Below are 23,398 nucleotides of genomic sequence, written 5' to 3' on the forward strand. Positions count from 1 at the left end.
GCTGTTCGACGCGCCGGGCCGCTTGAAAAAGGAAGCGGAATCTTATCAGATCGACCCTTCCTCCCTGAGCGTCGCGAGCTGTTCGGTGTCGAGGCCGAGCAAGCCGCGATAGACCTCGTCGTTGTGTTCGCCCAGATCCGGCCCGAGCCAGTCGACGCCGCCCGGCGTCGCGGAAAGACGCGGCACGACGTTCGGTATCGCGAGCTCGCCGATACGCTCGTCCTGCATGTATTTGATGTTCTCGCGCGCCGCGTACTGCGGGTCTTCGAAGATCTCGTCGACGCCATACACCGGGCCGCACGGCACCTGAAACTGCTCGCAGCGCGCCAGCACTTCATCGCGCGAAAACTGCGCGGTCCATTCGCCCACGGTGCGATCCACCTCCGCGCGATCGCGCTCGCGGCCCGAAATATGCCCCCACTTTCCGGCGCCCGCGACTTCGGGCATCTCCATCGCTTCGGCGAGGCGCGCGAAGATCTTGTCGCTCGTGCAGGCGATCGCGATCCAGCGGCCGTCTTTGGTCGGATAGTGGCTGTGCGGCACGACGTTCACCGTGCCCGGACCCATGCGCTGACGCACGAAGCCGTTCTGCTGATACGACGGCGCGAGTTCGTCGAGGATGCGGAAGATCGGCTCGTACAGGCCGATATCGACGAACTGCCCTTCGCCCGTGCGCTCGCGCGCCTGGATCGCGAGCAGCGCGCCGAGCGCGCCGTAGAGGCCGGCCATGTAGTCGGGAATCGTCGCGGAGCCGGGTGTGACCGGCGGCCGGTCCGGATAGCCCGCGAGAAACGACAGCCCGCCGAACGCATTGCCGATGCGCCCGAAGCCCGGCCGATCCCGATACGGCCCGGTCTGCCCGAACCCCGAGATGCGTACCATGATGAGCCGCGGATTCACTTCATGCAGCACGTCCCAGCCGAGGCCCCATTTTTCGAGCGTGCCCGGCTGAAAATTCTCGACGAGGATGTCCGCATCGGCGACGAGCTTCTTCAAGATCGCCGCGCCGCCGGGCTTGCGCAGATCGAGCGTGATCGACTTCTTGTTGCGGCATTCCGAGAGCCACGGCAGCGTGACGCCCGCTTCCGTCATCGATCCGAAGCGGCGCAGCGCGTCGCCCACGTCGGGCAGCTCGGCCTTGATGACCTCCGCGCCGAATTCGCCGAGCTGCGTCGAGCAGAACGGTCCCGCCAGAAAACTCGATACGTCGATCACGCGGATGCCGTCGAGGGGACGAACAGTGCGTGTCGTTGATGCGGACGATGAAGCAGTCATGCCGATTCTCCGATTCAGATGGTCGAACAGATTCAGGCCGCGTTCGCGCGCGCGTCGATCTGCGCGGCGAAGTCGAGCACGCGTTGCGCGCGGTACGCGACCGGGTAATCGATGAACGCGCCGTCCAGCCGGATCGACGCGACGCCTTCGGCCTCCGCGCGCCTGAACGCCTCGACGACGGCGCGCGCGTGGGCGATCTCGGCAGCGCTCGGCGAGAACGCGCGGTTGACCGCATCGCACTGCGCCGGATGGATGCACAACTTGCCCTGGAAGCCCATGCCGCGCGCGCGGGCGGCCGAGCGCGCGAGGCCGTCGGCGTCGTCCAGACGCACCCATACGGTGTCGACCGGCGCCTGCAGTCCCGCCGCGCGCGACGCCAGCACGAGCGCGCTGCGGTAGGTCTGGAGCTCGGACTCGTCGTCGCTCCAGACGAGGTTCATGTCGAGACAAAAGTCGCCCGCGCCGAACGCGAAGCGCTTGAGGCGCTGCACCCGCTGCGCAGCCGCGTGGCACAGCGCATCGATGACGGCGAAGCCCGCGCCCGTCTCGACGATCGGCATCAGCTCGACCGAGTTCGCGTCGAGGCCACGCTCGCGTTCGATCTGCGCGATGAGCCAGTCCGCCGTATGCAGTTGCTCGACCGATTCGAGCTTCGGGAGCACGATGCCGTCCACGCCACCCGCGACGACCGCCTGCAGATCGCCGAATGCGTACTCGGTGTCGAGCGCGTTGATGCGCACGTAACCGCGCGCCCGATGCGCGCGCTGCAGCGCATCGACGACCTGCGCGCGCGTCGCGACTTTCTCGCTGGCGGCGACGGCGTCTTCGAGATCGAGGATCGCGGCGTCGACATCGGCGGCGAGCGCCTTCTCGACGCGCCGCGCGTGGTTGCCGGGGACGAACAGGAATGTGCGGGACAGCGCCATCGAATAGCTCCTCAAGATTTCTGCTTCAATCCGGACTCAAGACTTTCGAGCGACCTGCCGCGCACGTTCGGACCGAGCGCGGCGAGCAACACCGCCATCACGACATACGCGACGCCCACCGACGACACGACATAGAACGGGTTCTTCAACGTGAGCAGCGCGGCCGCTACGGCGAACGGCGTGACGGCCGATGCGAGGCGTCCGATCAGCGCGGCCGTGCCGAGTCCGCGCAGCCGCACCCCGGTCGGGAGGATTTCGGGGATGTACGTCGCGAAGCCGACCGACGAGATGAAGAAGATCGCCGTGACGAGGATCAGGCCCGTGATCATCAGGCCGGACGGCGAGGTCTGCTGCGCATAGGCGACGCCGGCTGCGGCGGCGACCAGCGCGGCGGCGACGAGCGCCCAGCGCCGCTCGATGCGATCCGCGAGCACGATGCCGAGCAGCGGCCCGAGAAAGCCGCCCATGAAACTCACTGCGGCGAAGGTGAAGGTGTTGCCGAGCGTGAGGCCGCGCGAGACGAAGAGCGTCGGCAGCCAGCTGATCAGCACGAAGAGGCCGGTGAGATGGCAGACGTTGAACACGATCGCCAGCGCGAAGCGGCCGCGCACGAGCGGCGAGAACAGTGCGTCCCAGCCGAGATGGCGCGCCGGTTCGCGGCCGGGTTCGGCGTCCGGCATCGGCTTGCCCTGACGCACGATCGTCGCTTCGATGGCGTCGAGCACGCGCGCGGCTTCCTCGTCGCGCCCGACGGATGCGAGCCAGCGCGGCGATTCCGGCAACAGCCGCTTGTTGGCGAACACGAGCAGCGCGGGAATCACCGAAAGCAGGAACAGGATGCGCCAGCCCACTTCGACATCCGTGTTCGGCACGATGAGCCGGGCCATCAGCGCGCCGAACGGCAGCCCGCCGTTCAGCAGTAGCGCGACCGCCGACTGGAAGCGTCCGCGATAGCGCTTCGGCGTGAACTCGTTGAGATATGCGTAACCGGTGACGGTCACGGTGCCGATCGCGAAGAGGTTGATCGTGCGAAACGTGAGCAGCATGCCGTAGCTCGTCGCGAGGCCGCAGCCGACGCTCGACAGGCTGTACGCGAGCACGGTCGCCTGAAAGAGCCGCCGCCGTCCGATGCGGTCGCCGAGCAGGCCCGCCGCGATCGAGCCGAACGCGGCCGCGACGAGCGGCACCGAGATGAAGGTCGCCGTGGTCGCCGGCGTGAGCCAGCCGTGCTTGTGCAGCGCCGGAATCACGAAACCGGTCACGGTGAGGTCGTAGCCGTCGAAGAACATCGCAACGCCCAGGATCGCGAACAGCACCCAGTGAAAGCGCGCGAGCGGCAGCCGTTCCAGCCGTCCCGCGATGTTCAGCGCGGACGTGGGCGCATCGGCCACGGCGCGCACCTCGGCCTCGTCATACGACGCCAGCGTTGCCTGCTTCATGAGCTTCTCCTTTGTGCGAACGCCGCGACGTCGAGCATGCGCTGCATGCGCGGAACGAGATCGATCGCGACGAATTCATCATCGACGATGGCCGTGCCCTCGCCGCTCGCTTTCACCGCTTCGAATGCATCGACGATGCGGCGGGCGCGCGCCGTCTCCGCGTCGGTAGGCGTGAAGGCGCGGTTGACCGCATCGACCTGCGCGGGATGGAACACGACCTTGCCGCTGAAGCCCAGTTCTCTCGCGCGCAACGCGTCCTCGTGCGTGCCGTGCGGATCGCGCAGGCCGTGCAGATACGGCGCGTCGATGGCGTCGCAGCCGGTCGCGCCCGCCGCCGCGACGATCGTCGAGCGCGCCCACAGCAACGCGGTCGGCGTGATCGCGGCGCCGGTTTGCATCGTGTAGTCGCCGGAGCCGAAGAAGAACGCGCAGCAACGTGCCGACGCATCGCCGATCGCGAGCGCGTTCAGCACGCCGCGCGGCGTTTCCAGCGTGACGATGAGTCGCGGCGAGGCGTCGTGTCGCGTGAGTGCGTCGTCGAGCCAGCGCAACTGTTCCGGCGCTTCGACCTTCGGCACGAGCAGCGCATCGCAATGCGCGAGCGGGATCGCGTCGAGATCGCGCTGACACTCCGCCGTGCCCACCGCGTTGATACGCACGACGCGTTCGCGTCCGCCGAAATCGAGCGTCGGCATCAGCTTCGCGAGATTCGCGCGCGCTTCGTCGCGGCGCGCAGGCGGCACGCCGTCTTCGAGATCGAAGACGAACGAATCGACCGCGAGCTTCATCGCGCCCGCCATGCGGTCGGGACGATGCGCGGGCGTGATCAGCATCGAGCGGCGGATCCGGTGCGAGAGGGCGCGCGTCATCGCGGCCTCCGCTGCGTTCGTGACGGGACTAAGAGCACGCGAAAGAGCATTCGATCGTCTCCTGAAGAAGCCCGCCGCGACGTTGTCAGCGAGTCTTTAAATCATTCTGTCAAACTGTCGACAGTCGGACGATAGGGGTAAACGCGTCGGAATCTGCTCGCCGCCGATGCCGCGCCAATCGCCGCAACGCCCGCCGCGCAAGGCTTTGCCGTTTGCCGCCGTGATCGCGATATGCAGCCGATGCATAACAGGTATTCAAGCGTGCGCGCCGCGCTCTCAATACGCTTCACGAAACATCGACCCGCCGCCCAAGAGCGGGACACCCGTTTCATTCGCCTTGAATCACAGGAGACATTCCATGAGCATCGATGCAATCGACGGCGCGTCCGCGCGTTCCGTCGACGAAGAAAAGCTGTACAAGAAGCTGCTATGGCGCATCGCGCCGATCCTGTTTCTTTGCCACACGTTCTCGTTTCTGGATCGCGTCAACATCGGCTTTGCGAAGCTGCAAATGCTCGGCGACCTGAAGATCGGCGATTCGGCGTTCGCGCTCGGCGCGAGCATGTTCTTCATCGGCTATATCGCGCTGGAGATTCCGAGCAATATCGTGCTGCACAGAGTGGGCGCGCGGCGATGGATCGCGCGCATCATGCTGACGTGGGGTCTCATCTCGGCGGGCACCATGTTCACCGCCGAACTCGCGCATCTGTTCGGCATCCAGAACGCGACCATGTTCTACATCCTGCGTCTCTTGCTCGGATGTTGCGAAGCGGGCTTCTATCCCGGCGTGCTGCTCTATATCAACTACTGGTTTCCTTCCGATCGGCAGACGAAGGTGACCTTCGGGCTGCTGCTCGCGCTGCCGACCAGTCTCGTGTTCGGCGGTCCGCTTTCGGGCTGGCTGATGCAGCAGTCGCACGGCTGGCTCGGCTACAGCGGCTGGCAATGGATGCTGATGATCGAAGGCATTCCGGCGATGGCGCTCGCGTTCCTCGTGTACTTCGGCCTCACCGACAAGATCGGTCAGGCGCGCTGGCTCACCGATGCGCAGAAGCGTCTGCTCGAAAGGAACGTCGCCACCGAAAGCGCGCACAAGGAGTTTCACTTCGGCGCGGCGCTGCGCGACTATCGCGTGTGGATCTGCGCGGGGATCATCTTCACGTATGCGACGGGCTGGTACGGTCTGTCGTTCTGGTTGCCCTCGATCGTGCGCGAATCCGGCGTGAAGGACACGTTCCATATCGGCGTGCTCACCGCGATTCCGTTCGTCTTCGCCGCCGCGACCATGCTCTTCAACGCGTGGCATTCGAGCAAGACCGGCGAGCGCCGCTGGCACGCTGCGATACCCGCGTTCGTCGGCGGCGCGGGGCTGATCCTGAGCGCGGTCTTCGCCAACAACGTGCCGGTCGCGATCGTCTGTCTGTGCTTCGCGGCATCGGGTGTGCTGGGGTTGACGCCGGTGGTCTGGACGTATCCGGGCAGCCTGCTTTCCGGCACGGCCGCGGCAGCGGGCTTCGCGATGATCAACTCGTTCGGCAGTCTCTCCGGCATCGCGGGCTCGTGGATCACCACCCTGATGAAGCAGATGACCGGCAGCATCAACAACGGCACCTACGCGCTCGGCCTCGTGCTGATGTGCACCGGCGTGCTCGTGCTGTGCTTGCCAGCGGCGACCTTCGCGCGCGGCAAGCAACCGCAGAAGCCAGCCGACGCGAACATCGCAAACGAAGCGCTGACCGACTCGCCCGCATAACAGGTATGCAAGCGATGACGCTCGCGGCTCGCTACGCTTGGCGTCGTTCAAGTCGATCACTAACGGGAGAGTGCATGCTGCCACGGGCGCCGGGTTTTTCTTTGCAGGGCAGACGCGCGCTGATCACGGGCGCGGGACGCGGCATCGGTCTCGCGGCGGCGGCGGCGCTGGCCCAGGCGGGCGCGAGCGTGACGCTCGCCGCGCGATCGGCGGATGAGCTCGAACGCGCCTGCGCGCAGATCGACGCGGACGGCGGCCAGAGCCGCCACATCGTGCTCGACGTGACCGACTCGCGCGCCGTGAACGCGGCGATCGACGAAGCCGGGCCTTTCGACATCCTCGTGAACTGCGCGGGAATGAATCGCCCGAAGCCGCTCGTCGATGTGACGGACGAAGACATCGACGCCATTCTCGATCTCAACGTGAAAGCCGTCTTTCATGTATCACGCGCGGTGGCCAAGCGCATGCTGCGCGAAGGTATCGCGGGCTCGATCATCAACGTGTCCTCGCAAATGGGACATGTCGGCAGTCCGAAGCGCACGGTGTATTGCGCGTCCAAGCACGCGATCGAAGGCATGACGAAAGCGCTCGCGTGGGAACTCGGGCCGCATGGCATTCGCGTGAACACCCTCTGTCCGACCTTCATCGAGACCGCGTTCACAGCGAGCATGTTCGATGCGCCCGGCTTTCGCGAATGGGTCACGGAACGGATCGCGCTCGGCCGCGTGGGACGCGTCGAGGAAGTTATGGGCGCGATCGTGTTTCTCGCCGGCGACGCATCGACGCTGATGACCGGCAGCGCGCTCATGCTCGACGGCGGCTGGACGGCCGCCTGACACACATCAATCAATAGAAGCAGGAAAGACGATGAACGTATCGCAAGTGAATTCCGGCCAGCCGGTGGCGGTGGTCGGCGCGGGCCTCGTGGGCGCGGGATGGGCCATCGCATTCGCGCGCGCGGGCCTGAACGTGCGGATCTACGATGCCAATCCGCACACCGCATCGGCGGCGCTGCCGTGGGCGGGGAACCAGCTCGCGGCGCTGCATCGGCATGGACTGATCGATGAAGCGCCCGAAGCCGTCGCCGCGCGGCTCACGCTCGCGGACTCGCTCGCCCAGGCCATCGACGGCGCGGCCTACGTGCAGGAATCCGTGCTCGAACGCGTCGACGTGAAGCGGCAACTGATGCTCGATCTCGATGCGCTCGCCGACGCGCATGTCGTCATCGGCAGTTCGAGCTCGGGCATCAAGGCCTCCGACTTCGCCAACGACCTGACGATCTCGCCGCGCGTGCTGATCGCGCATCCGGTCAATCCGCCCTATCTCGTGCCGGTGGTGGAACTGGTGCCGTCGACACAGACGTCGCCGGAGACGATCGCCTTCACCGACCGTCTCATGCGCGGTATCGGCCAGAGCGTCGTGCATGTGCGCAAGGAGATCGAGGGCTTCGTGCTGAACCGCCTGCAGGCGGCGCTGCTGCGTGAAGCGTGGGCGCTTCAGCGCGACGGCATCGCGAGTTGCGAGGACATCGACAAGACCGTGCGCGACGGGCTCGGCTGGCGCTGGTCCTTCATGGGCCCGTTCGAGACGATCGATCTGAATGCGCCAGGCGGGGTTGCCGATTATGCGAACCGGCTGGGGCCGCTCTATCACGCCATCGCCCGCTCGCGCACGGAAGACGGGCCGTGGGATGACGCGCTGATCGCGCGCGTCGAACGCGACCGGCGCGCCCATCTCCCCGCCGATGCACTCGCCGCGCGCCGCGACTGGCGCGACGAACGGCTGATGGCGTTCGCCGCCGTACGCGCGAAGGATGGCGACAAGCGCTAGCGTCGCGCTCTGACGTCAGTCGGGGATTTCCGGATCGACCAGTCGCGCCAGTTGAACCAGCGACTCCTGCCAGCCGAGATAGCACATCTCGACGGGAATGACGGCGGGCACGCCTTCCTGCACGATGTTGAGTTCGGTGCCGCAGGACACCTGCCGCAACGAGACGGTGACGTGCATCTCGCCGGGCAGGTTCGGATCGTCGAAGCGGTCCGTGTAGCGGATCTTTTCGAACGGCACCAGTTCGAGATACTCACCGCCGAACGAGTGGCTATGGCCGGTGCTGAAGTTGCGGAAGGACATCTTGTGCGTGCCGCCCGTGCGCGCTTCCATCTGATGGACCTGACAGGTGAACCCGAAGGGCGGAAGCCACTTTGCCATCGCGTCGGGTTCGAGGAACGCGCGATAGATGCGCTCGGGCGTCGCGCGCAGCACGCGGTGAAGTCGGACGGTACCGGTAGTCGTAGTCATGGTGTGTTCGCCTTTCGATGGAATGAGTTGGACACACTTCCACGACGATGCGCCGATGCCGGAATCGACATCGGCCGGCTCAGGGAAAACCCACACTACGCCTTCGGAAGCCCGAAGTGCGTCATGACGCCGTTCACACCCGACACGTTTTCCGCTGCGACGCGAAGGGCGTTGCCTTCTTCCGCGCTGACGATCGGCCCCCACAGATGCACGATGCCGTTCTCGACAGTCACGTTTTCGCTCGCAAGCGCCCACGGATGTTCGGCGATGGCGGCGAGCACCGCTTCGCGAATCGAGTGATCGCTGCCGTCGGTGTCGGCGGGCAGTTCGGGCGCCATCGTCACGAGCGCGCGGATCAGGTTCGAGCGGCTCACCACGCCGACCACCTTGCCGTCCCGCATGACGGGCACGCGCTTGATGCGCCGCCGTTCGAGCAACTCGGCGATATCGGCGACCGGGCACGTTTCGGTGATGGTCGCGACATCGGTGGTCATCACATCGCCGACCTTCCTCGCGTGCTCCTTCACATACTGGCTCGCGAGATCGCGCGTCGATGCGACCAGTTCGAGCCACCACGCGCGTTGCGTGACGCCGGTGCCGATCTCCGCGCGATGCATCAGATCGCCTTCCGTGACCATGCCGAGCAGACGGCCCTCCTCGTCGATCACGGGCATGCCGCTGACGCCGGCGAACACCATGGTCCCGGCCGCCTGACGCACGGACATGTCGGGATGAGCGGAAATGATTTTTTTCGTCATGACATCGGCAGCGCGCACATTCATCTCCTTGAAGGGAAGGGTCTTCCATTGTCCGGCTTGCCGCGTATTGTGCGCTTGATCCCGATCAAGTGCTCAGCCAGAATCGCTGTCGAAACCGAACAGCCTGCGCGGCGTTTCCCATTGAATCTGGCGCCGCGTCTGCGCGTCGGGCACGATCTTCTCGAACAGCGTCAGCAGCGGTCCATAGTCGAGCCGCTCAGGCGCGCGCAGGAATGGCCAGTCGGAACCCCACACGCAGTTCTGCGGCCCGAACGCGCTAAGCAGCGCGTGGGCGTAGGGCCACGCGTCCTCGTACGGATGCGCTTCACGCGCGTACTTCTGCCAGCCCGACAGCTTGACGCTCGCGCGGCCGCTATCCGAGAGCCGCAGCAACGCCTGAAAGCCGGGCTGAGCGATCCCCGCGCCGATGTCGGGCCGCCCGCCGTGATCGATCACGAGCGTGGCCGCCTGCCGCGCGAGCCACGGTTCGAGCGCCGCCATCTGATCCCCGGCGACCTGAACCTGCGCGACCATCCCGAGGTCCGCGAGCGATGCGAACAGCGCGCCCGCTTCTAGCACGGCATCGAGCCCTTCCATCGCCGGATTGAACGCGACGCCGGCCACGCCCGCGTGATGCAGCGCCGCGAGCTCGCTTCTGGCGATGTCGTTATCGACCACCGCGATGCCGCGAAAGCGTCCTGCGTAGGTTTCCAGCGCGTCGAGCAGGCAGCGGTTGTCGGTCCGGTAGCCGCTCGTCGGGCCGACGAGCAGCGCATGGCGCACGCCGTAGGCATCCATCACGCGGACGAACTGGGCGGCCGTGCCGATCTCCTGCTGCGCCGGCCGATACGGCGTGTCATCGCGATACGGAAAGCGCGCGGGATCGAATACGTGACAGTGGCAGTCGATCTTGTCTTCTTCGAACAGCGTCATCTCAGGTTTCCTCTTTCACAAGCGCGGCGTTCCTGTCGACGATGCGTCGCGCCGAGCCGTACGCGCGCGCGAGCCGAACCTCGGCGGGCAGCGACGGAAACGGCATCTCGACGCTCAACGCCGTATCGGCTGGTAACGCGCGCAACAGCCCGTCGAGCGGCAGCGCGCCTTCGCCCGGCGGCAGGCGGTCGGCGCGCGCTTCGTGAATCGCTTCGTCGTCGCTGGCAGGCAGACGCGCGCGCGCATCGCAGAGTTGCGCGCTGCCGATCCATCCGGACGGCATCGCGGCGACGTCGTCCGGCGTGCCGCCCGAGCGCGACAGATGCAGCGCATCGACGAGCACGGCGAGAGTCGGATGCGCGACTCGCGCGATCATCGCGCGGGCTTGCGCCAGCGACGCGACATGCCGCCAGCGCATGAATTCCAGATCGATGCGCAAACCGTACGTCCGACCGAGTTCTGCAAGCGCGGCGAGATGGTCCGCGAGCCGCGCCGGGTCCGGATCGTCGCCCGATACGTTGACGCAGCGCGCACCCAGCGAAGCCGCCGTTTCGAAGAGTAGCGCAAACGAAGCGGGCACGAGTTCCGGCACGACGGGAATGAACTCGACATCGTGAACCGCGATGCCCTCGCCCGCGAGCGCGTCCTGCAATTCACGATGCGCGGCGGTGCCGGGCATCGTCGGCCAGGCAATCGCGCCGGGCACCGCCGGATGCATGCGCAGACCGACCGCAGCGAAACCGGCACGCGCGGCGAGCCGGACCCACGGCACCGGCGCGACCTCCAGCGCGGTCAGATGCGCGGCGGCGAGCGGCCGCGCGGCGAGTCGAGCGGCGTTCAATAGGTGGCCCTCCCGCCCGTCAGATCGAAGGTGAAGCCGGTCGTGAAGCTGCACGCGGGACTGGCGATCCAGCTCACCATCGCGCCGACTTCATCGATCTGCAGGAAGCGGCCCATCGGAATCTTCGCCTTGCTCGCCTCGATATGCTGGTCCGACATCTCGTGGAACAGCTCCGTCTCGACCATCGCCGGCGCGACGCAATTGATCAGCACGTTGTCGCGCGCCAGCTCCTTCGCGGCGGACTTGGTGAACGCGATCACGCCCGCCTTCGCCGCGGAGTAAGCGCAGATGTACTGCACGCCCTCCTTGCCCGCGATCGACGCGACATTGACGATCCGCCCGCCCCCGCGCGCGCGCATATGCGGGATCGCGACGCGGCAGCAGTAGAACACGCTGTTCAGGTCGACGGCCAGCACGCGCTGCCACGCATCGACGGGATACTCCCAGCTCGGCACGACGGGACCGTTGATGCCCGCGTTGTTCACGAGGATGTCGACGCGGCCGAGCGCCTCGAGCGTCGCATCGAATGCGCGTTCGACCGATTCGTACGACGCGACATCGACCGGCTGCAGGTGATCGGGTTCGAAGCCGAGACGCTGTGCGTCGCAGCCGGCGATATCGAGATCCCAGATCGCGACGCGCGCGCCGTCGGCTTTGAGCTTGCGGGCGATGCCGAGGCCGATCCCGCGCGCCGCGCCCGTGACGATGGCCACCTGGCCGTCGAGAGAATGACTCATTGCGATGATTTCCCTGCGTGATTCAGTTGGAAGAGGAAGCGGACGCCGCAAACTCGATGCGCCTGATGTCGCCGACGACGAAGACATATGAAAGCGCGCCGAGCAGCGTGACGCCCGAGATGAAGGCGAGCGCGTAGACGAACGAGCCGGTCGCGTTGACGATCAGCCCGATCACGAGCGGTGTCACGATGCCCGCCGCGTTCGCGAACAGATTGAAGATGCCGCCGCTCAGGCCCAGCAGGCCCTTCGGCGCGATATCGGAGACGATCATCCACGCCAGCGCCGACATCCCTTGCGCGAAGTACGCGACGCACAGAATCGCGATCACCAGGCTGATCGAATCGACATAGTTCGCCAGCACGATGCTCGATGCGGCGACCAGACCGGCGATCACCGGCAGCTTGCGCGACCAGTTCAGCGAGATGCCACGGCGCAGCATCGCATCGGAAATCCAGCCGCCCGCGAGCGTCCCGACCGACGCGGCGATGAACGGCAGCACCGCGACCATGCCGACCTTGAGCCACGGCATGTGGCGTTCGGTGACGAGATAGGTCGGGAACCAAGTGAGGAAGAACACGTTGGTCGAATTGCACGCGAACTGGCCGATGCAGATGCCGAGCATGCTGCGGCGGCGCAGGAGCGCGGCGATATCGGCCCAGCGAAAGCGCGTCGCCTGCTGGCTGCCGTCGACCACGCCACCGCCGCTCGCGATGTAATCGAGTTCGGCGCGGTTCGCGCGGGTCGACTCGTGCGGTTCGCGAAAGCGCATGAGCCAGACCGCGCCGAACGCGACCCCGACCGCGCCGACGATGCCGAACAGCGCGCGCCATCCATAGAGATGATCGATCCAGAAAAGCAGCGGGCTCAGGAACGCGAGACCGACATATTCGGCGAAGGTGTAGACGCCCGTCGCGCGGGCACGCTCGCTCTGCGGAAACCAGATCGCGACGACGCGGCTGTTGGTCGGAAAGCACGGCGCTTCCGCGATGCCGATCAGGAGCCGCATGATCAGCAGCGAGACGAAGCCCGTCGCGAGCCCTTGCAGCCCGGTGAACAGCGACCACAACGTCAGCGCGAAGAAATAGGTCCAGCGGGTGCCGATGCGGTCGAGCATCACGCCGCCCGGAATCTGCGACGCGGTGTAAGTCCACGAGAAAGCGGAGAAGATCACGCCCATCAGCGCGGGCGTCAGGCCCAGTTCGTGGCTCATGCCGGGCGCCGCGATCCCGGCGACGCTGCGATCGAGGTAGTTGATCATCGTGCCGATCGCGAGCAGCGCGAGGATGCCGAAGCGCGCCCGGGTGCGCGTCGCGGCGGGCGCCGCGGCGATGGCCTCAGTTGCCATCGACTGGGTCTGGTTCATCGTGTCTCCATCCATTTGTTTGATGACTGGTATGGCTGGAGATACTAGAGAGATGACAGACCGCTGTCGTATGCCCAGTTTCAGCTAACCTATAACCTTTGGTTAATCGCTGGTTCGAAGGCGGAGGAACGATGCGCTTCAAGCTGCGGCAAATGGAAGTGTTTCGCGCGGTGATGCTGACCGGCTCGATCAATGCGGCCTCGAAGATGCTGTACGTATCGCAACCGGCGGTCAGCAAGCTCGTCGCGCACACGGAGACGACGCTGGGCCTGCGCCTCTTCGAGCGCGCGAAGGGCCGGCTGATCCCGACCGCCGAGGCGCAGGCGCTCTTTCGCGAAGTGGAGCAGGTCTACCAGGCGGCGCTGCGCGTCGACGAATTCGCGCGGGCGCTCGCGCTCGGGCCGGCGAGTCTTCTGCGTATCTCGTGCAGCCCGTCGCTTGCGCCCGCGATCGTCGCGCCGGCCATCGTCGAATTGAAACGGCAGTTGCCGGGACTCAGGGTCGACTGGCATACGACGCTCATGGCCGACATGCCGCTCGAAGTGCTGAGCAAGACGGTCGATGTCGCGGTGACGTCGCTGCCGATCGAGCATGAACATCTCGAAGTCGTGCCGTTCATGCGCGGACGCATGGTGTGCGTGCTGCCGCCGGATCATCCGTTCGCGGCGCGCGAGCGGATCGCGCTCGCGGATCTGAAGAGCGAACCGATGATCCTCTTCAGGCGCGACATCCCGTTCGGCACGATGATCGCGCGGGCATGCCAGCAGGCCGACGTCGAGCTGAACTCCGTGGTCGACGTGACGCGCGCCGATCAGGCGCTCGCGCTCGTGCGCGGCGGCCTCGGGCTCGCCATCGTCGACGAGTATGCGACCGGCGGCGTGGATTGCGTGGTGCGCCCGCTCGTCGAGGATCTGGAGATGGTGTCGACGTTCGTCTACTCGAAGTTCTCGCCGCCGTCGCGAAGCGCGATGGCGTTGATGCGGGCCGTCTGCCGCCGCGCCGACGAACTGGGCAGACGGATCGGCGGGGTCAATCTTTAGCCAGGCTCGCCGGTTTCCTTCAGCCAGCCCACGAAGTCACGCATGTGCACGGGCTTGTCCGCATCGAGCGGGATCAGCGCGTAGTAGGTCGAGCCTTTCGCGGTGAGATCGGGAAACGGCATCTGCACGCGGCCGACCGCGCAATCGGTGTCAAGCGTCGGAAAGGGTCCGATGCCGAAGCCCAGTCCATCGACCACGGCCTGCAGCGTGACGAAGAAATGATCGAATCTCAACGTGCGGTTGGCGCGCAGCGATGCATGCCCCGCCGCTTCGAGCCAAGCTTCCCAGTCGCCGGGACGGGTCTCGCTCGTCAGCCAGGTTTCGGCAGCCAGTTGCCCGACGCTCGACACCCTCGCGCGCGCGAGCAACGCCGGACTCGCGATAACCGTGTTGTGCTCCTGGAACAGCTGCCAGCTCTGGAACTGCCCGCCAGGCGGCACATGGCGACGGATCGCCAGGTCGAAGCTGCCCCGCAACGCCGGCTCGGTCGACATCGCCGTGGAGACCCGTACGTCGACATCCGGATAGCGCTCGGCGAACAGCGGCAACTTCGGGATCAGCCAGCGCATCGCCACGGTGGCCGACGCGCTCACGCGAATGACCTTCACGCGCTGATTCTTGCCGTAGCGCTCGGCGGCATCGGCGATGTGATCGAACGCCGCGCTGATCTCGCGGGCGAAGGCGCGCGCGTGCGGCGATGCGACCATGCTCTGGCCGTCGCGCGCGAACAGCGGCTGGCCGAGCCAGTCTTCCAGATTCGCGATGTGGCGGCTGATCGCGCCGTGCGTCAGATTGAGCTCGCGCGCGGCGGCGGAATAGCTGCCGGCGCGCGCCGCGACTTCGAACACGCGCAGTGCGTTCAGCGGTGGGAGCTTGTGTCTCATATGTGATTTTTTCTGACAGGTATCGCGTCTTTTTTTCGATTGTGTGAGCGCATCGCTCATCTTACGCTGGGTCTGTCTCAACCAGAAAAGGTGCGCTCATGTCCTCCCAGATCATCGTCAATGCCCGCCACTACAAAACGCCTGCCGCGCCGACCATCGTGGTCTGCGTCGACGGCTGCGAGCAGGAATACATCAATCAGGCCATCCTCGCCGGTCAGGCGCCGTTCCTCGCGAAGCTCGCGGGGTTCGGCACGGTGCTGACCGGCGACTGCGTGCTGCCGTCGTTCACCAACCCGAACAACGTGTCGATCGTGACCGGCGCACCGCCCGCCGTGCACGGCATCTGCGGCAACTTCTTCTTCGACGAAGACACGCGCACCGAAGTCCTGATGAACGATCCGAAGTATCTGCGCGCGCCGACCATCCTCGCGGAAATGGCGCGCGCCGGGCAGCGCGTGGCCGTCGTCACCGCGAAGGACAAGCTGCGCGCGCTGCTCGGGCACGGCCTGCGCGGCGTCTGCTTCTCGGCGGAAAAGGCCGATCAGCTCGATGTCGAAGTGCATGGCGTCGCCGGCATGATCGAACGCATCGGCATGCCGCTGCCTTCGGTGTACAGCGCGGAGCTGTCGGAGTTCGTGTTCGCGGCGGGGCTGTCGTTGCTGCGGCGCGAGCGTCCGGACCTGATGTATCTGTCCACGACCGATTACGTGCAGCACAAGCACGCGCCGGGCACGCCGGAAGCCAACGCGTTTTACGCGATGATGGACCGCTATTTCGCGCAGTATCACGACGAAGGCGCGGTGCTCGCGATCACCGCCGATCACGGCATGAACGCGAAGACCGATTCTATCGGGCGGCCGCGCATCGTGTATCTGCAGGACCGGCTCGATGCGCGCTTCGGCAACCAGAGCACGCGCGTCATCCTGCCGATCACCGATCCCTATGTGGTCCATCACGGCGCGCTCGGCTCCTACGCGACGGTGTATATCGGCGAACGCGAACGGCAGCGTGAGGTGACGGATTTCATTGCAGGCATCGCGGGCGTCGAGGCCGTGTTGACGCGTGCGCAGGCATGCGAGCGTTTCGAATTGCCGCCGGACCGCATCGGCGATCTCGTGGTGCTGGGCGAGCGGCTCACCGCGCTCGGCAGCGCCGCCGACAAGCACGATCTCTCGGGTCTCACCGTACCGCTGCGTTCGCACGGTGGCGCGTCCGAACAGAAGGTGCCGCTGCTCTTCAACCGCAAGCTGAGCGGTATCGACGATGCGCGACGGCTGCGCAATTTCGACGCATTCGATCTCGCGCTCAATCACCTCGCCTGACCACGACACCCCGCGAGCGCGACGAAGAATCGCGCCATAAGGAGACATCATGCCCTCGGATACACCCGACGTTCTGGATTACGAAACATCTCGCCGCGAGACCACGCTTGCGCAATACAAATGGCGTGCGCTCGTCGGTGTCACGTTTTGCTATCTGTTTTACTACACCGGGCGGCAGACGCTCGGCTTCGCGGTCAGCGGCATCCAGCTCGATTACGGGCTGTCGAAGTACGAGATCGGCTGGATCAGCGCGACGATGCTGTGGTGCTATGCGGGCGGCCAGTTCATCAACGGCAATCTCGGCGACAAGCTCGGCGGCAAGACGATGATGATCGCGGGCGCCCTGCTCTCGCTCGCGGCCAACTGGCTGTTCAGCTTCGGTCACACGTTCCTGTTCTTTCTGCTCGCGTGGGGCCTGAACGGCTATTTCCAGTCGATGGGCTTCGCGCCGGGCAGCCGCCTGCTGTCGAACTGGTGGGGCAGCAAGCATCGCGGGTTCGTGTACGGGGTGTATGTGGGGTTTTCGGGCTTTTCGTCGGTGCTCGCGTATATCCTGCCCGTGCTGATTCTCGGCTCGATGCATCTCGGCTGGGTCTGGATCTTCCGGCTGGCGCCGCTTTCCATGTTGCTTGGTGCGCTGGTGCTGCTCATCTTCGTCGCGGAACGTCCTGAGGACAAGCATCTGCCCGCCGTCGACAGACTCGCGCAAGAAGACGCGCCCTCTTCCGCCGGTGACGATCTGAGCAGCGCGCAGCGTTATCTGCTCGTGCTGAAGAACTGGAAGCTTTACATCACCGGGCTCGCGATCGGGTTTCAGAACGCCGCGCGCTATGCGCTGGTCGTCTGGGTGCCGGTGCATTTTCTCGGTATGGACTGGAAGACCTCGACTGCGCTCATCGATCCGAAGTGGATCACGGTGGCGTTGCCGATCGGCATGGCGCTCGGCTCGCTGTCGAACAGCTGGATCTCCGACGTGCTGTTCCGGGGCAAGCGCTACGTCGCGATCGTCTGCTACATGGTGCTCGCCTCGGTCACGGCGATGTGCATGATGCTCGTTGCGCACGGCAGCATGACCGGCGTCGTCCTGCTGTTTCTGTGCGGATTCTTCGTGTTCGGTCCCGCGTCATCGTTCTGGGCGCTGTGCCCCGATCTGTTCGGGCGGCGTGCGGCAGGCACCGCGACAGGCGTGCTCAACACGATGTCGTACGCGTTCGCGGGCATCGGCGAACCGGTGATCGGACATGTCATCGACGCGACGGGGCAGACCACGATCATCTTTCCCATTGTCGCAGGGCTCTGCGCGGCGAGCGCGTTGATGTCGATGCTGATCAGGCGTTGATGTCGAGTCCAGAAACGCAAAAACCCCACCTTTGTGAGGTGGGGTTTTTGTTTTACGGCATGAGGAGCCTGACGATTACCTACTTTCACACGGGAACCCGCACTATCATCGGCGTGGAGTCGTTTCACGGTCCTGTTCGGGATGGGAAGGGGTGGGACCGACTCGCTATGGTCATCAGGCATGACTTGTTGTTGAGCGCCTGTGGGCGCACAACCAATCTGGGAAGAAGCGGTAAAGAATTCGGGTGGCGATTGTCGCACACGCTGTGACTCGCCAGTGCGGGCTCCTGAGGAGGCACAAACACACTGGTTATAGGATCAAGCCTTACGGGCAATTAGTATCAGTTAGCTCAATGCATTACTGCACTTACACACCTGACCTATCAACGTCCTGGTCTGGAACGACCCTTCAAGGGGCTCGAAGCCCCGGGGATATCTCATCTTAAGGCGAGTTTCCCGCTTAGATGCTTTCAGCGGTTATCTCTTCCGAACATAGCTACCCGGCGATGCCACTGGCGTGACAACCGGTACACCAGAGGTTCGTCCACTCCGGTCCTCTCGTACTAGGAGCAGCCCCCTTCAAATATCCAACGCCCACGGCAGATAGGGACCAAACTGTCTCACGACGTTTTAAACCCAGCTCACGTACCTCTTTAAATGGCGAACAGCCATACCCTTGGGACCGGCTACAGCCCCAGGATGAGATGAGCCGACATCGAGGTGCCAAACACCGCCGTCGATATGAACTCTTGGGCGGTATCAGCCTGTTATCCCCAGAGTACCTTTTATCCGTTGAGCGATGGCCCTTCCATACAGAACCACCGGATCACTATGACCTGCTTTCGCACCTGCTCGACTTGTCGGTCTCGCAGTTAAGCACGCTTATGCCATTGCACTATCAGCACGATTTCCGACCGTACCTAGCGTACCTTCGTACTCCTCCGTTACACTTTGGGAGGAGACCGCCCCAGTCAAACTGCCTACCATGCACTGTCCCCGATCCAGATCATGGACCAAGGTTAGAACCTCAAACAAACCAGGGTGGTATTTCAAGGACGGCTCCACGCAAACTAGCGTTCACGCTTCATAGCCTCCCACCTATCCTACACAGATCGGTTCAAAGTCCAATGCAAAGCTACAGTAAAGGTTCATGGGGTCTTTCCGTCTAGCCGCGGGGAGATTGCATCATCACAAACACTTCAACTTCGCTGAGTCTCGGGAGGAGACAGTGTGGCCATCGTTACGCCATTCGTGCAGGTCGGAACTTACCCGACAAGGAATTTCGCTACCTTAGGACCGTTATAGTTACGGCCGCCGTTTACCGGGACTTCAATCAAGAGCTTGCACCCCATCATTTAATCTTCCGGCACCGGGCAGGCGTCACACCCTATACGTCCACTTTCGTGTTTGCAGAGTGCTGTGTTTTTATTAAACAGTCGCAGCCACCAGTTTATTGCAACCCTTTCACCCTCCTGGCGCAGGCCAGTCAAGCTACAAGGGCGTACCTTATCCCGAAGTTACGGTACCAATTTGCCGAGTTCCTTCTCCCGAGTTCTCTCAAGCGCCTTAGAATACTCATCTCGCCCACCTGTGTCGGTTTGCGGTACGGTCACTATTAGACTGAAGCTTAGAGGCTTTTCTTGGAACCACTTCCAATTGCTTCGCTTCCTAAGAAGCTCGCGCCACACCCTTGAATTACGCGCCCGGATTTGCCTAAGCGCCTTCTCCAATGCAGCGACCGGGACGTCCAACACCCGGACAACCTTCCGCGATCCGTCCCCCCATCGCATCTAACAATGGTGCAGGAATATTGACCTGCTTCCCATCAGCTACGCATTTCTGCCTCGCCTTAGGGGCCGACTCACCCTACGCCGATGAACGTTGCGTAGGAAACCTTGGGCTTACGGCGAGGGGGCTTTTCACCCCCTTTATCGCTACTCATGTCAGCATTCGCACTTCCGATACCTCCAGCACGCTTTTCAACGCACCTTCGCAGGCTTACGGAACGCTCTCCTACCACACACGTATCTTTCAACGTGTATCCGCAGCTTCGGTGACTGGCTTGAGCCCCGTTACATCTTCCGCGCAGGACGACTCGATCAGTGAGCTATTACGCTTTCTTTAAAGGGTGGCTGCTTCTAAGCCAACCTCCTGACTGTTTTAGCCTTCCCACTTCGTTTCCCACTTAGCCAATCTTTGGGACCTTAGCTGGCGGTCTGGGTTGTTTCCCTCTTGACACCGGACGTTAGCACCCGATGTCTGTCTCCCGTGATTGCACTCTTCGGTATTCGGAGTTTGCTATGGCGTAGTAATCCGCAATGGACCCCACAACCATGACAGTGCTCTACCCCCGAAGGTGATACACGAGGCACTACCTAAATAGTTTTCGGAGAGAACCAGCTATTTCCAAGTTTGTTTAGCCTTTCACCCCTATCCACAGCTCATCCCCTAACTTTTCAACGTTAGTGGGTTCGGTCCTCCAGTACGTGTTACCGCACCTTCAACCTGGCCATGGATAGATCACTTGGTTTCGGGTCTACGCCCAGCAACTGATCGCCCTATTCGGACTCGCTTTCGCTACGCCTGCCTTAATCAGTTAAGCTCGCTACTGAACGTAAGTCGCTGACCCATTATACAAAAGGTACGCCGTCACCCGTTTCCAGGCTCCGACTGTTTGTATGCATGCGGTTTCAGGATCTATTTCACTCCCCTCCCGGGGTTCTTTTCGCCTTTCCCTCACGGTACTGGTTCACTATCGGTCGATCACGAGTATTTAGCCTTGGAGGATGGTCCCCCCATCTTCAGACAGGATTTCACGTGTCCCGCCCTACTTGTCGTACACCTAGTTCTTTCAACCTATTTTCGCCTACAGGGCTATCACCTGCTAGGGCCGCACTTTCCAGAGCGTTCGGCTAATAAGTCAAATAAAGAGTACAGGCTGATCCCATTTCGCTCGCCACTACTCTGGGAATCTCGGTTGATTTCTTTTCCTGCGGTTACTTAGATGTTTCAGTTCACCGCGTTCGCTTCACTAAGCCTATGTATTCAGCTTAGGATGACCCATACGGGCCGGGTTTCCCCATTCGGACATCTACGGATCAAAGCTCGTTTGCCAGCTCCCCGTAGCTTTTCGCAGGCTACCGCGTCCTTCATCGCCTGTGATCGCCAAGGCATCCACCACATGCACTTGTTCGCTTGACCCTATAACGAGTGTGTCTGCTTGCGCTTGTCACGTCCCGTCATAGGCTGAGTATTCGCGTTGTGCCGTATTCCAAAGCGATCTCTCGATCACCTTTTCATACTTGATACAATCACTACCCTTAAATCTCTACTCACACCCATCTCTAAGTGCTTTCGCGATTCTCTTTACTACTTCTTCCAGATTGTTAAAGAACGTTTAGCCGACAAGCGTGTTGCACTGCTTGCAGCATCAACTGGCTATAGTCGCCAATGCCAAGTGCTTGCAGCAAACACTTGGCATTGAAGACTTGGTGGAGGATGACGGGATCGAACCGACGACCCCCTGCTTGCAAAGCAGGTGCTCTCCCAGCTGAGCTAATCCCCCTTCCGTGGCCTGACTAGGAACGGTTGCTCCGTCAGCACGCCTCTCTCGGGTGGTGGGTCTGGTTGGATTCGAACCAACGACCCCCGCCTTATCAAGACGGTGCTCTAACCGACTGAGCTACAGACCCTTAGCCTGTCTTTCTTACAGCCGATAAGCGTGAGCGCTTAATGTTGAAGTGCGAAGCTCGAGAAAGGAGGTGATCCAGCCGCACCTTCCGATACGGCTACCTTGTTACGACTTCACCCCAGTCATGAATCCCACCGTGGTAAGCGCCCTCCTTGCGGTTAGGCTACCTACTTCTGGTGAAACCCACTCCCATGGTGTGACGGGCGGTGTGTACAAGACCCGGGAACGTATTCACCGCGGCATGCTGATCCGCGATTACTAGCGATTCCAGCTTCACGCAGTCGAGTTGCAGACTGCGATCCGGACTACGATCGGTTTTCTGGGATTGGCTCCACCTCGCGGCTTGGCAACCCTCTGTTCCGACCATTGTATGACGTGTGAAGCCCTACCCATAAGGGCCATGAGGACTTGACGTCATCCCCACCTTCCTCCGGTTTGTCACCGGCAGTCTCCTTAGAGTGCTCTTGCGTAGCAACTAAGGACAAGGGTTGCGCTCGTTGCGGGACTTAACCCAACATCTCACGACACGAGCTGACGACAGCCATGCAGCACCTGTGCGCCGGTTCTCTTTCGAGCACTCCCACCTCTCAGCGGGATTCCGACCATGTCAAGGGTAGGTAAGGTTTTTCGCGTTGCATCGAATTAATCCACATCATCCACCGCTTGTGCGGGTCCCCGTCAATTCCTTTGAGTTTTAATCTTGCGACCGTACTCCCCAGGCGGTCAACTTCACGCGTTAGCTACGTTACTAAGGAAATGAATCCCCAACAACTAGTTGACATCGTTTAGGGCGTGGACTACCAGGGTATCTAATCCTGTTTGCTCCCCACGCTTTCGTGCATGAGCGTCAGTGTTGGCCCAGGGGGCTGCCTTCGCCATCGGTATTCCTCCACATCTCTACGCATTTCACTGCTACACGTGGAATTCTACCCCCCTCTGCCACACTCAAAGCCTGCCAGTCACCAATGCAGTTCCCAGGTTAAGCCCGGGGATTTCACATCGGTCTTAACAGACCGCCTGCGCACGCTTTACGCCCAGTAATTCCGATTAACGCTCGCACCCTACGTATTACCGCGGCTGCTGGCACGTAGTTAGCCGGTGCTTATTCTTCCGGTACCGTCATCCCACCACCATATTAGGGCGATGGTTTTCTTTCCGGACAAAAGTGCTTTACAACCCGAAGGCCTTCTTCACACACGCGGCATTGCTGGATCAGGGTTGCCCCCATTGTCCAAAATTCCCCACTGCTGCCTCCCGTAGGAGTCTGGGCCGTGTCTCAGTCCCAGTGTGGCTGGTCGTCCTCTCAGACCAGCTACAGATCGTCGCCTTGGTAGGCCTTTACCCCACCAACTAGCTAATCTGCCATCGGCCGCCCCTATAGCGCGAGGTCCGAAGATCCCCCGCTTTCTTCCGTAGATCGTATGCGGTATTAATCCGGCTTTCGCCGGGCTATCCCCCACTACAGGACACGTTCCGATGTATTACTCACCCGTTCGCCACTCGCCACCAGGGTTGCCCCCGTGCTGCCGTTCGACTTGCATGTGTAAGGCATGCCGCCAGCGTTCAATCTGAGCCAGGATCAAACTCTTCAGTTCAAACCTGTTACTGTTTTCGGTTCCGTTAAGAACCGGTCGCTCACTCAACGTACTGACGATGATTAATCCATCTTTCGACAGATAAACCTTCCTCTGATACTTCGTGTGAGACTCTTGATACTTTTGCTATCGCTTCAGCCCCGAAAGACTGAAACCGCACTCGCTATCAAGCGCCCACACTTATCGGCTGTTAGTTTTTAAAGAGCATTGCGCTAAGAATTTGCTTCGCGGGTTATCTGCTTTCGCTTGCTTTCTTGCGCGCCGTCATTCAACGGGAGGCGAATTATGCAGACTGATTTTCGTATCGTCAAGCGTCTTTTTTAAAAAACTTATCGA

At 62.8% G+C, this 23,398-nt stretch carries 17 protein-coding genes, 2 tRNA genes and 3 rRNA genes; 6 read left to right on the forward strand and 16 right to left on the reverse strand.

Features of this window, described 5'->3' with window-relative positions:
- Positions 1 to 45: 45 nt before the first annotated feature.
- From BTHE68_RS24020 to BTHE68_RS24035, 4 genes are read right to left on the reverse strand one after another with little or no spacing between them, the layout of a single operon-like run.
- Complete coding sequence (locus BTHE68_RS24020) at positions 46 to 1,275, reverse strand: CaiB/BaiF CoA transferase family protein (protein ID WP_162068788.1); 1,230 nt, start codon at positions 1,273 to 1,275, stop codon at positions 46 to 48.
- Positions 1,276 to 1,307: 32 nt separating this feature from the next.
- Positions 1,308 to 2,201 carry an HpcH/HpaI aldolase/citrate lyase family protein gene (locus BTHE68_RS24025; protein ID WP_162068789.1) on the reverse strand — a complete coding sequence of 298 codons (894 nt, stop codon included), beginning with the start codon at positions 2,199 to 2,201 and terminating at the stop codon, positions 1,308 to 1,310.
- 11 nt (positions 2,202 to 2,212) lie between these two features.
- Positions 2,213 to 3,640 (reverse strand): MFS transporter, encoded by a 1,428-nt coding sequence (locus BTHE68_RS24030; protein ID WP_162068790.1) that lies wholly within the window; start codon positions 3,638 to 3,640, stop codon positions 2,213 to 2,215.
- A complete protein-coding gene (locus tag BTHE68_RS24035; RefSeq protein WP_162068791.1) occupies positions 3,637 to 4,509 on the reverse strand; it encodes an HpcH/HpaI aldolase/citrate lyase family protein in 873 nt (290 codons plus the stop codon). Before BTHE68_RS24035 ends, BTHE68_RS24030 begins: the two co-directional genes overlap by 4 nt.
- Before the next feature lie 358 nt (positions 4,510 to 4,867).
- Between BTHE68_RS24035 and BTHE68_RS24040 the strand changes: the two genes are divergently transcribed.
- The 3 genes from BTHE68_RS24040 (at position 4,868) to BTHE68_RS24050 (ending at position 8,092) form a co-directional block, all read left to right on the forward strand.
- Positions 4,868 to 6,262 carry an MFS transporter gene (locus tag BTHE68_RS24040; RefSeq protein ID WP_162068792.1) on the forward strand — a complete coding sequence of 465 codons (1,395 nt, stop codon included), beginning with the start codon at positions 4,868 to 4,870 and terminating at the stop codon, positions 6,260 to 6,262.
- A gap of 74 nt (positions 6,263 to 6,336) precedes the next feature.
- Positions 6,337 to 7,098, forward strand: coding sequence for an SDR family NAD(P)-dependent oxidoreductase (locus BTHE68_RS24045; RefSeq protein ID WP_162068793.1), 762 nt, complete (start codon positions 6,337 to 6,339; stop codon positions 7,096 to 7,098).
- Between the two features lie 31 nt (positions 7,099 to 7,129).
- Entirely contained in the window at positions 7,130 to 8,092 is a 963-nt protein-coding gene (locus BTHE68_RS24050; RefSeq protein ID WP_162068794.1) for a 3-hydroxyacyl-CoA dehydrogenase, read from the forward strand.
- Positions 8,093 to 8,107: 15 nt separating this feature from the next.
- On the opposite strand, the gene BTHE68_RS24055 is transcribed toward BTHE68_RS24050, so the two are convergent.
- The 6 genes from BTHE68_RS24055 to BTHE68_RS24080 all read right to left on the reverse strand — a co-directional run bounded on the left by BTHE68_RS24055 (position 8,108) and on the right by BTHE68_RS24080 (position 13,192).
- Positions 8,108 to 8,560, reverse strand: a complete 453-nt coding sequence (locus BTHE68_RS24055) for an SRPBCC family protein (RefSeq protein ID WP_162068795.1) — start codon at positions 8,558 to 8,560, stop codon at positions 8,108 to 8,110.
- A gap of 95 nt (positions 8,561 to 8,655) precedes the next feature.
- Positions 8,656 to 9,318, reverse strand: a complete 663-nt coding sequence (locus BTHE68_RS24060; protein ID WP_232078042.1) for a CBS domain-containing protein — start codon at positions 9,316 to 9,318, stop codon at positions 8,656 to 8,658.
- Between the two features lie 93 nt (positions 9,319 to 9,411).
- Positions 9,412 to 10,251 (reverse strand): amidohydrolase family protein, encoded by an 840-nt coding sequence (locus BTHE68_RS24065; RefSeq protein WP_162068797.1) that lies wholly within the window; start codon positions 10,249 to 10,251, stop codon positions 9,412 to 9,414.
- 1 nt (position 10,252) lies between these two features.
- Complete coding sequence (locus BTHE68_RS24070; protein ID WP_162068798.1) at positions 10,253 to 11,092, reverse strand: sugar phosphate isomerase/epimerase family protein; 840 nt, start codon at positions 11,090 to 11,092, stop codon at positions 10,253 to 10,255.
- Positions 11,089 to 11,829: an SDR family NAD(P)-dependent oxidoreductase gene (locus tag BTHE68_RS24075; protein ID WP_162068799.1), complete on the reverse strand. Its 741-nt coding sequence runs from the start codon at positions 11,827 to 11,829 to the stop codon at positions 11,089 to 11,091. Before BTHE68_RS24075 ends, BTHE68_RS24070 begins: the two co-directional genes overlap by 4 nt.
- A 22-nt stretch (positions 11,830 to 11,851) precedes the next feature.
- Complete coding sequence (locus BTHE68_RS24080) at positions 11,852 to 13,192, reverse strand: MFS transporter (protein WP_162068800.1); 1,341 nt, start codon at positions 13,190 to 13,192, stop codon at positions 11,852 to 11,854.
- A 131-nt stretch (positions 13,193 to 13,323) separates the two neighbouring features.
- Here BTHE68_RS24080 and BTHE68_RS24085 point away from each other — a divergent pair, with 131 nt between their 5' ends.
- A complete protein-coding gene (locus tag BTHE68_RS24085) occupies positions 13,324 to 14,232 on the forward strand; it encodes a LysR substrate-binding domain-containing protein (RefSeq protein ID WP_162068801.1) in 909 nt (302 codons plus the stop codon).
- Here BTHE68_RS24085 and BTHE68_RS24090 read toward each other — a convergent pair.
- Entirely contained in the window at positions 14,229 to 15,116 is an 888-nt protein-coding gene (locus BTHE68_RS24090; RefSeq protein ID WP_162068802.1) for a LysR substrate-binding domain-containing protein, read from the reverse strand. The genes BTHE68_RS24085 and BTHE68_RS24090 overlap by 4 nt on opposite strands.
- A gap of 98 nt (positions 15,117 to 15,214) precedes the next feature.
- On the opposite strand from BTHE68_RS24090, the gene phnA reads away from it, so the two are divergent.
- Together phnA and BTHE68_RS24100 are read left to right on the forward strand one after the other, a co-directional pair.
- Positions 15,215 to 16,438, forward strand: a complete 1,224-nt coding sequence (phnA, locus tag BTHE68_RS24095) for a phosphonoacetate hydrolase (RefSeq protein WP_162068803.1) — start codon at positions 15,215 to 15,217, stop codon at positions 16,436 to 16,438.
- A 49-nt stretch (positions 16,439 to 16,487) separates the two neighbouring features.
- The gene (locus BTHE68_RS24100; protein ID WP_162068804.1) at positions 16,488 to 17,777 is read left to right on the forward strand and encodes an MFS transporter; all 1,290 of its coding nucleotides are present in this window, start codon (positions 16,488 to 16,490) and stop codon (positions 17,775 to 17,777) included.
- Positions 17,778 to 17,843: 66 nt separating this feature from the next.
- Here BTHE68_RS24100 and rrf read toward each other — a convergent pair.
- From rrf to BTHE68_RS24125, 5 genes are all read right to left on the reverse strand, one after another.
- Positions 17,844 to 17,956 (reverse strand): 5S ribosomal RNA (gene rrf, locus BTHE68_RS24105).
- A 134-nt stretch (positions 17,957 to 18,090) separates the two neighbouring features.
- Positions 18,091 to 20,977: ribosomal RNA gene (locus BTHE68_RS24110) — 23S ribosomal RNA — on the reverse strand.
- A gap of 288 nt (positions 20,978 to 21,265) precedes the next feature.
- A tRNA-Ala gene (locus BTHE68_RS24115) sits at positions 21,266 to 21,341 on the reverse strand.
- Positions 21,342 to 21,391: 50 nt separating this feature from the next.
- Positions 21,392 to 21,468 (reverse strand) — tRNA-Ile (locus BTHE68_RS24120).
- A gap of 62 nt (positions 21,469 to 21,530) precedes the next feature.
- Positions 21,531 to 23,062 (reverse strand): 16S ribosomal RNA (locus BTHE68_RS24125).
- Together the 16S, 23S and 5S rRNA genes with 2 tRNA genes alongside form the textbook arrangement of a ribosomal RNA operon.
- Between the last annotated feature and the right edge of the window lie 336 nt (positions 23,063 to 23,398).

It is taken from the genome of Burkholderia sp. THE68 (genome assembly GCF_009938265.1).
Classification (GTDB): Bacteria; Pseudomonadota; Gammaproteobacteria; order Burkholderiales; family Burkholderiaceae; genus Caballeronia.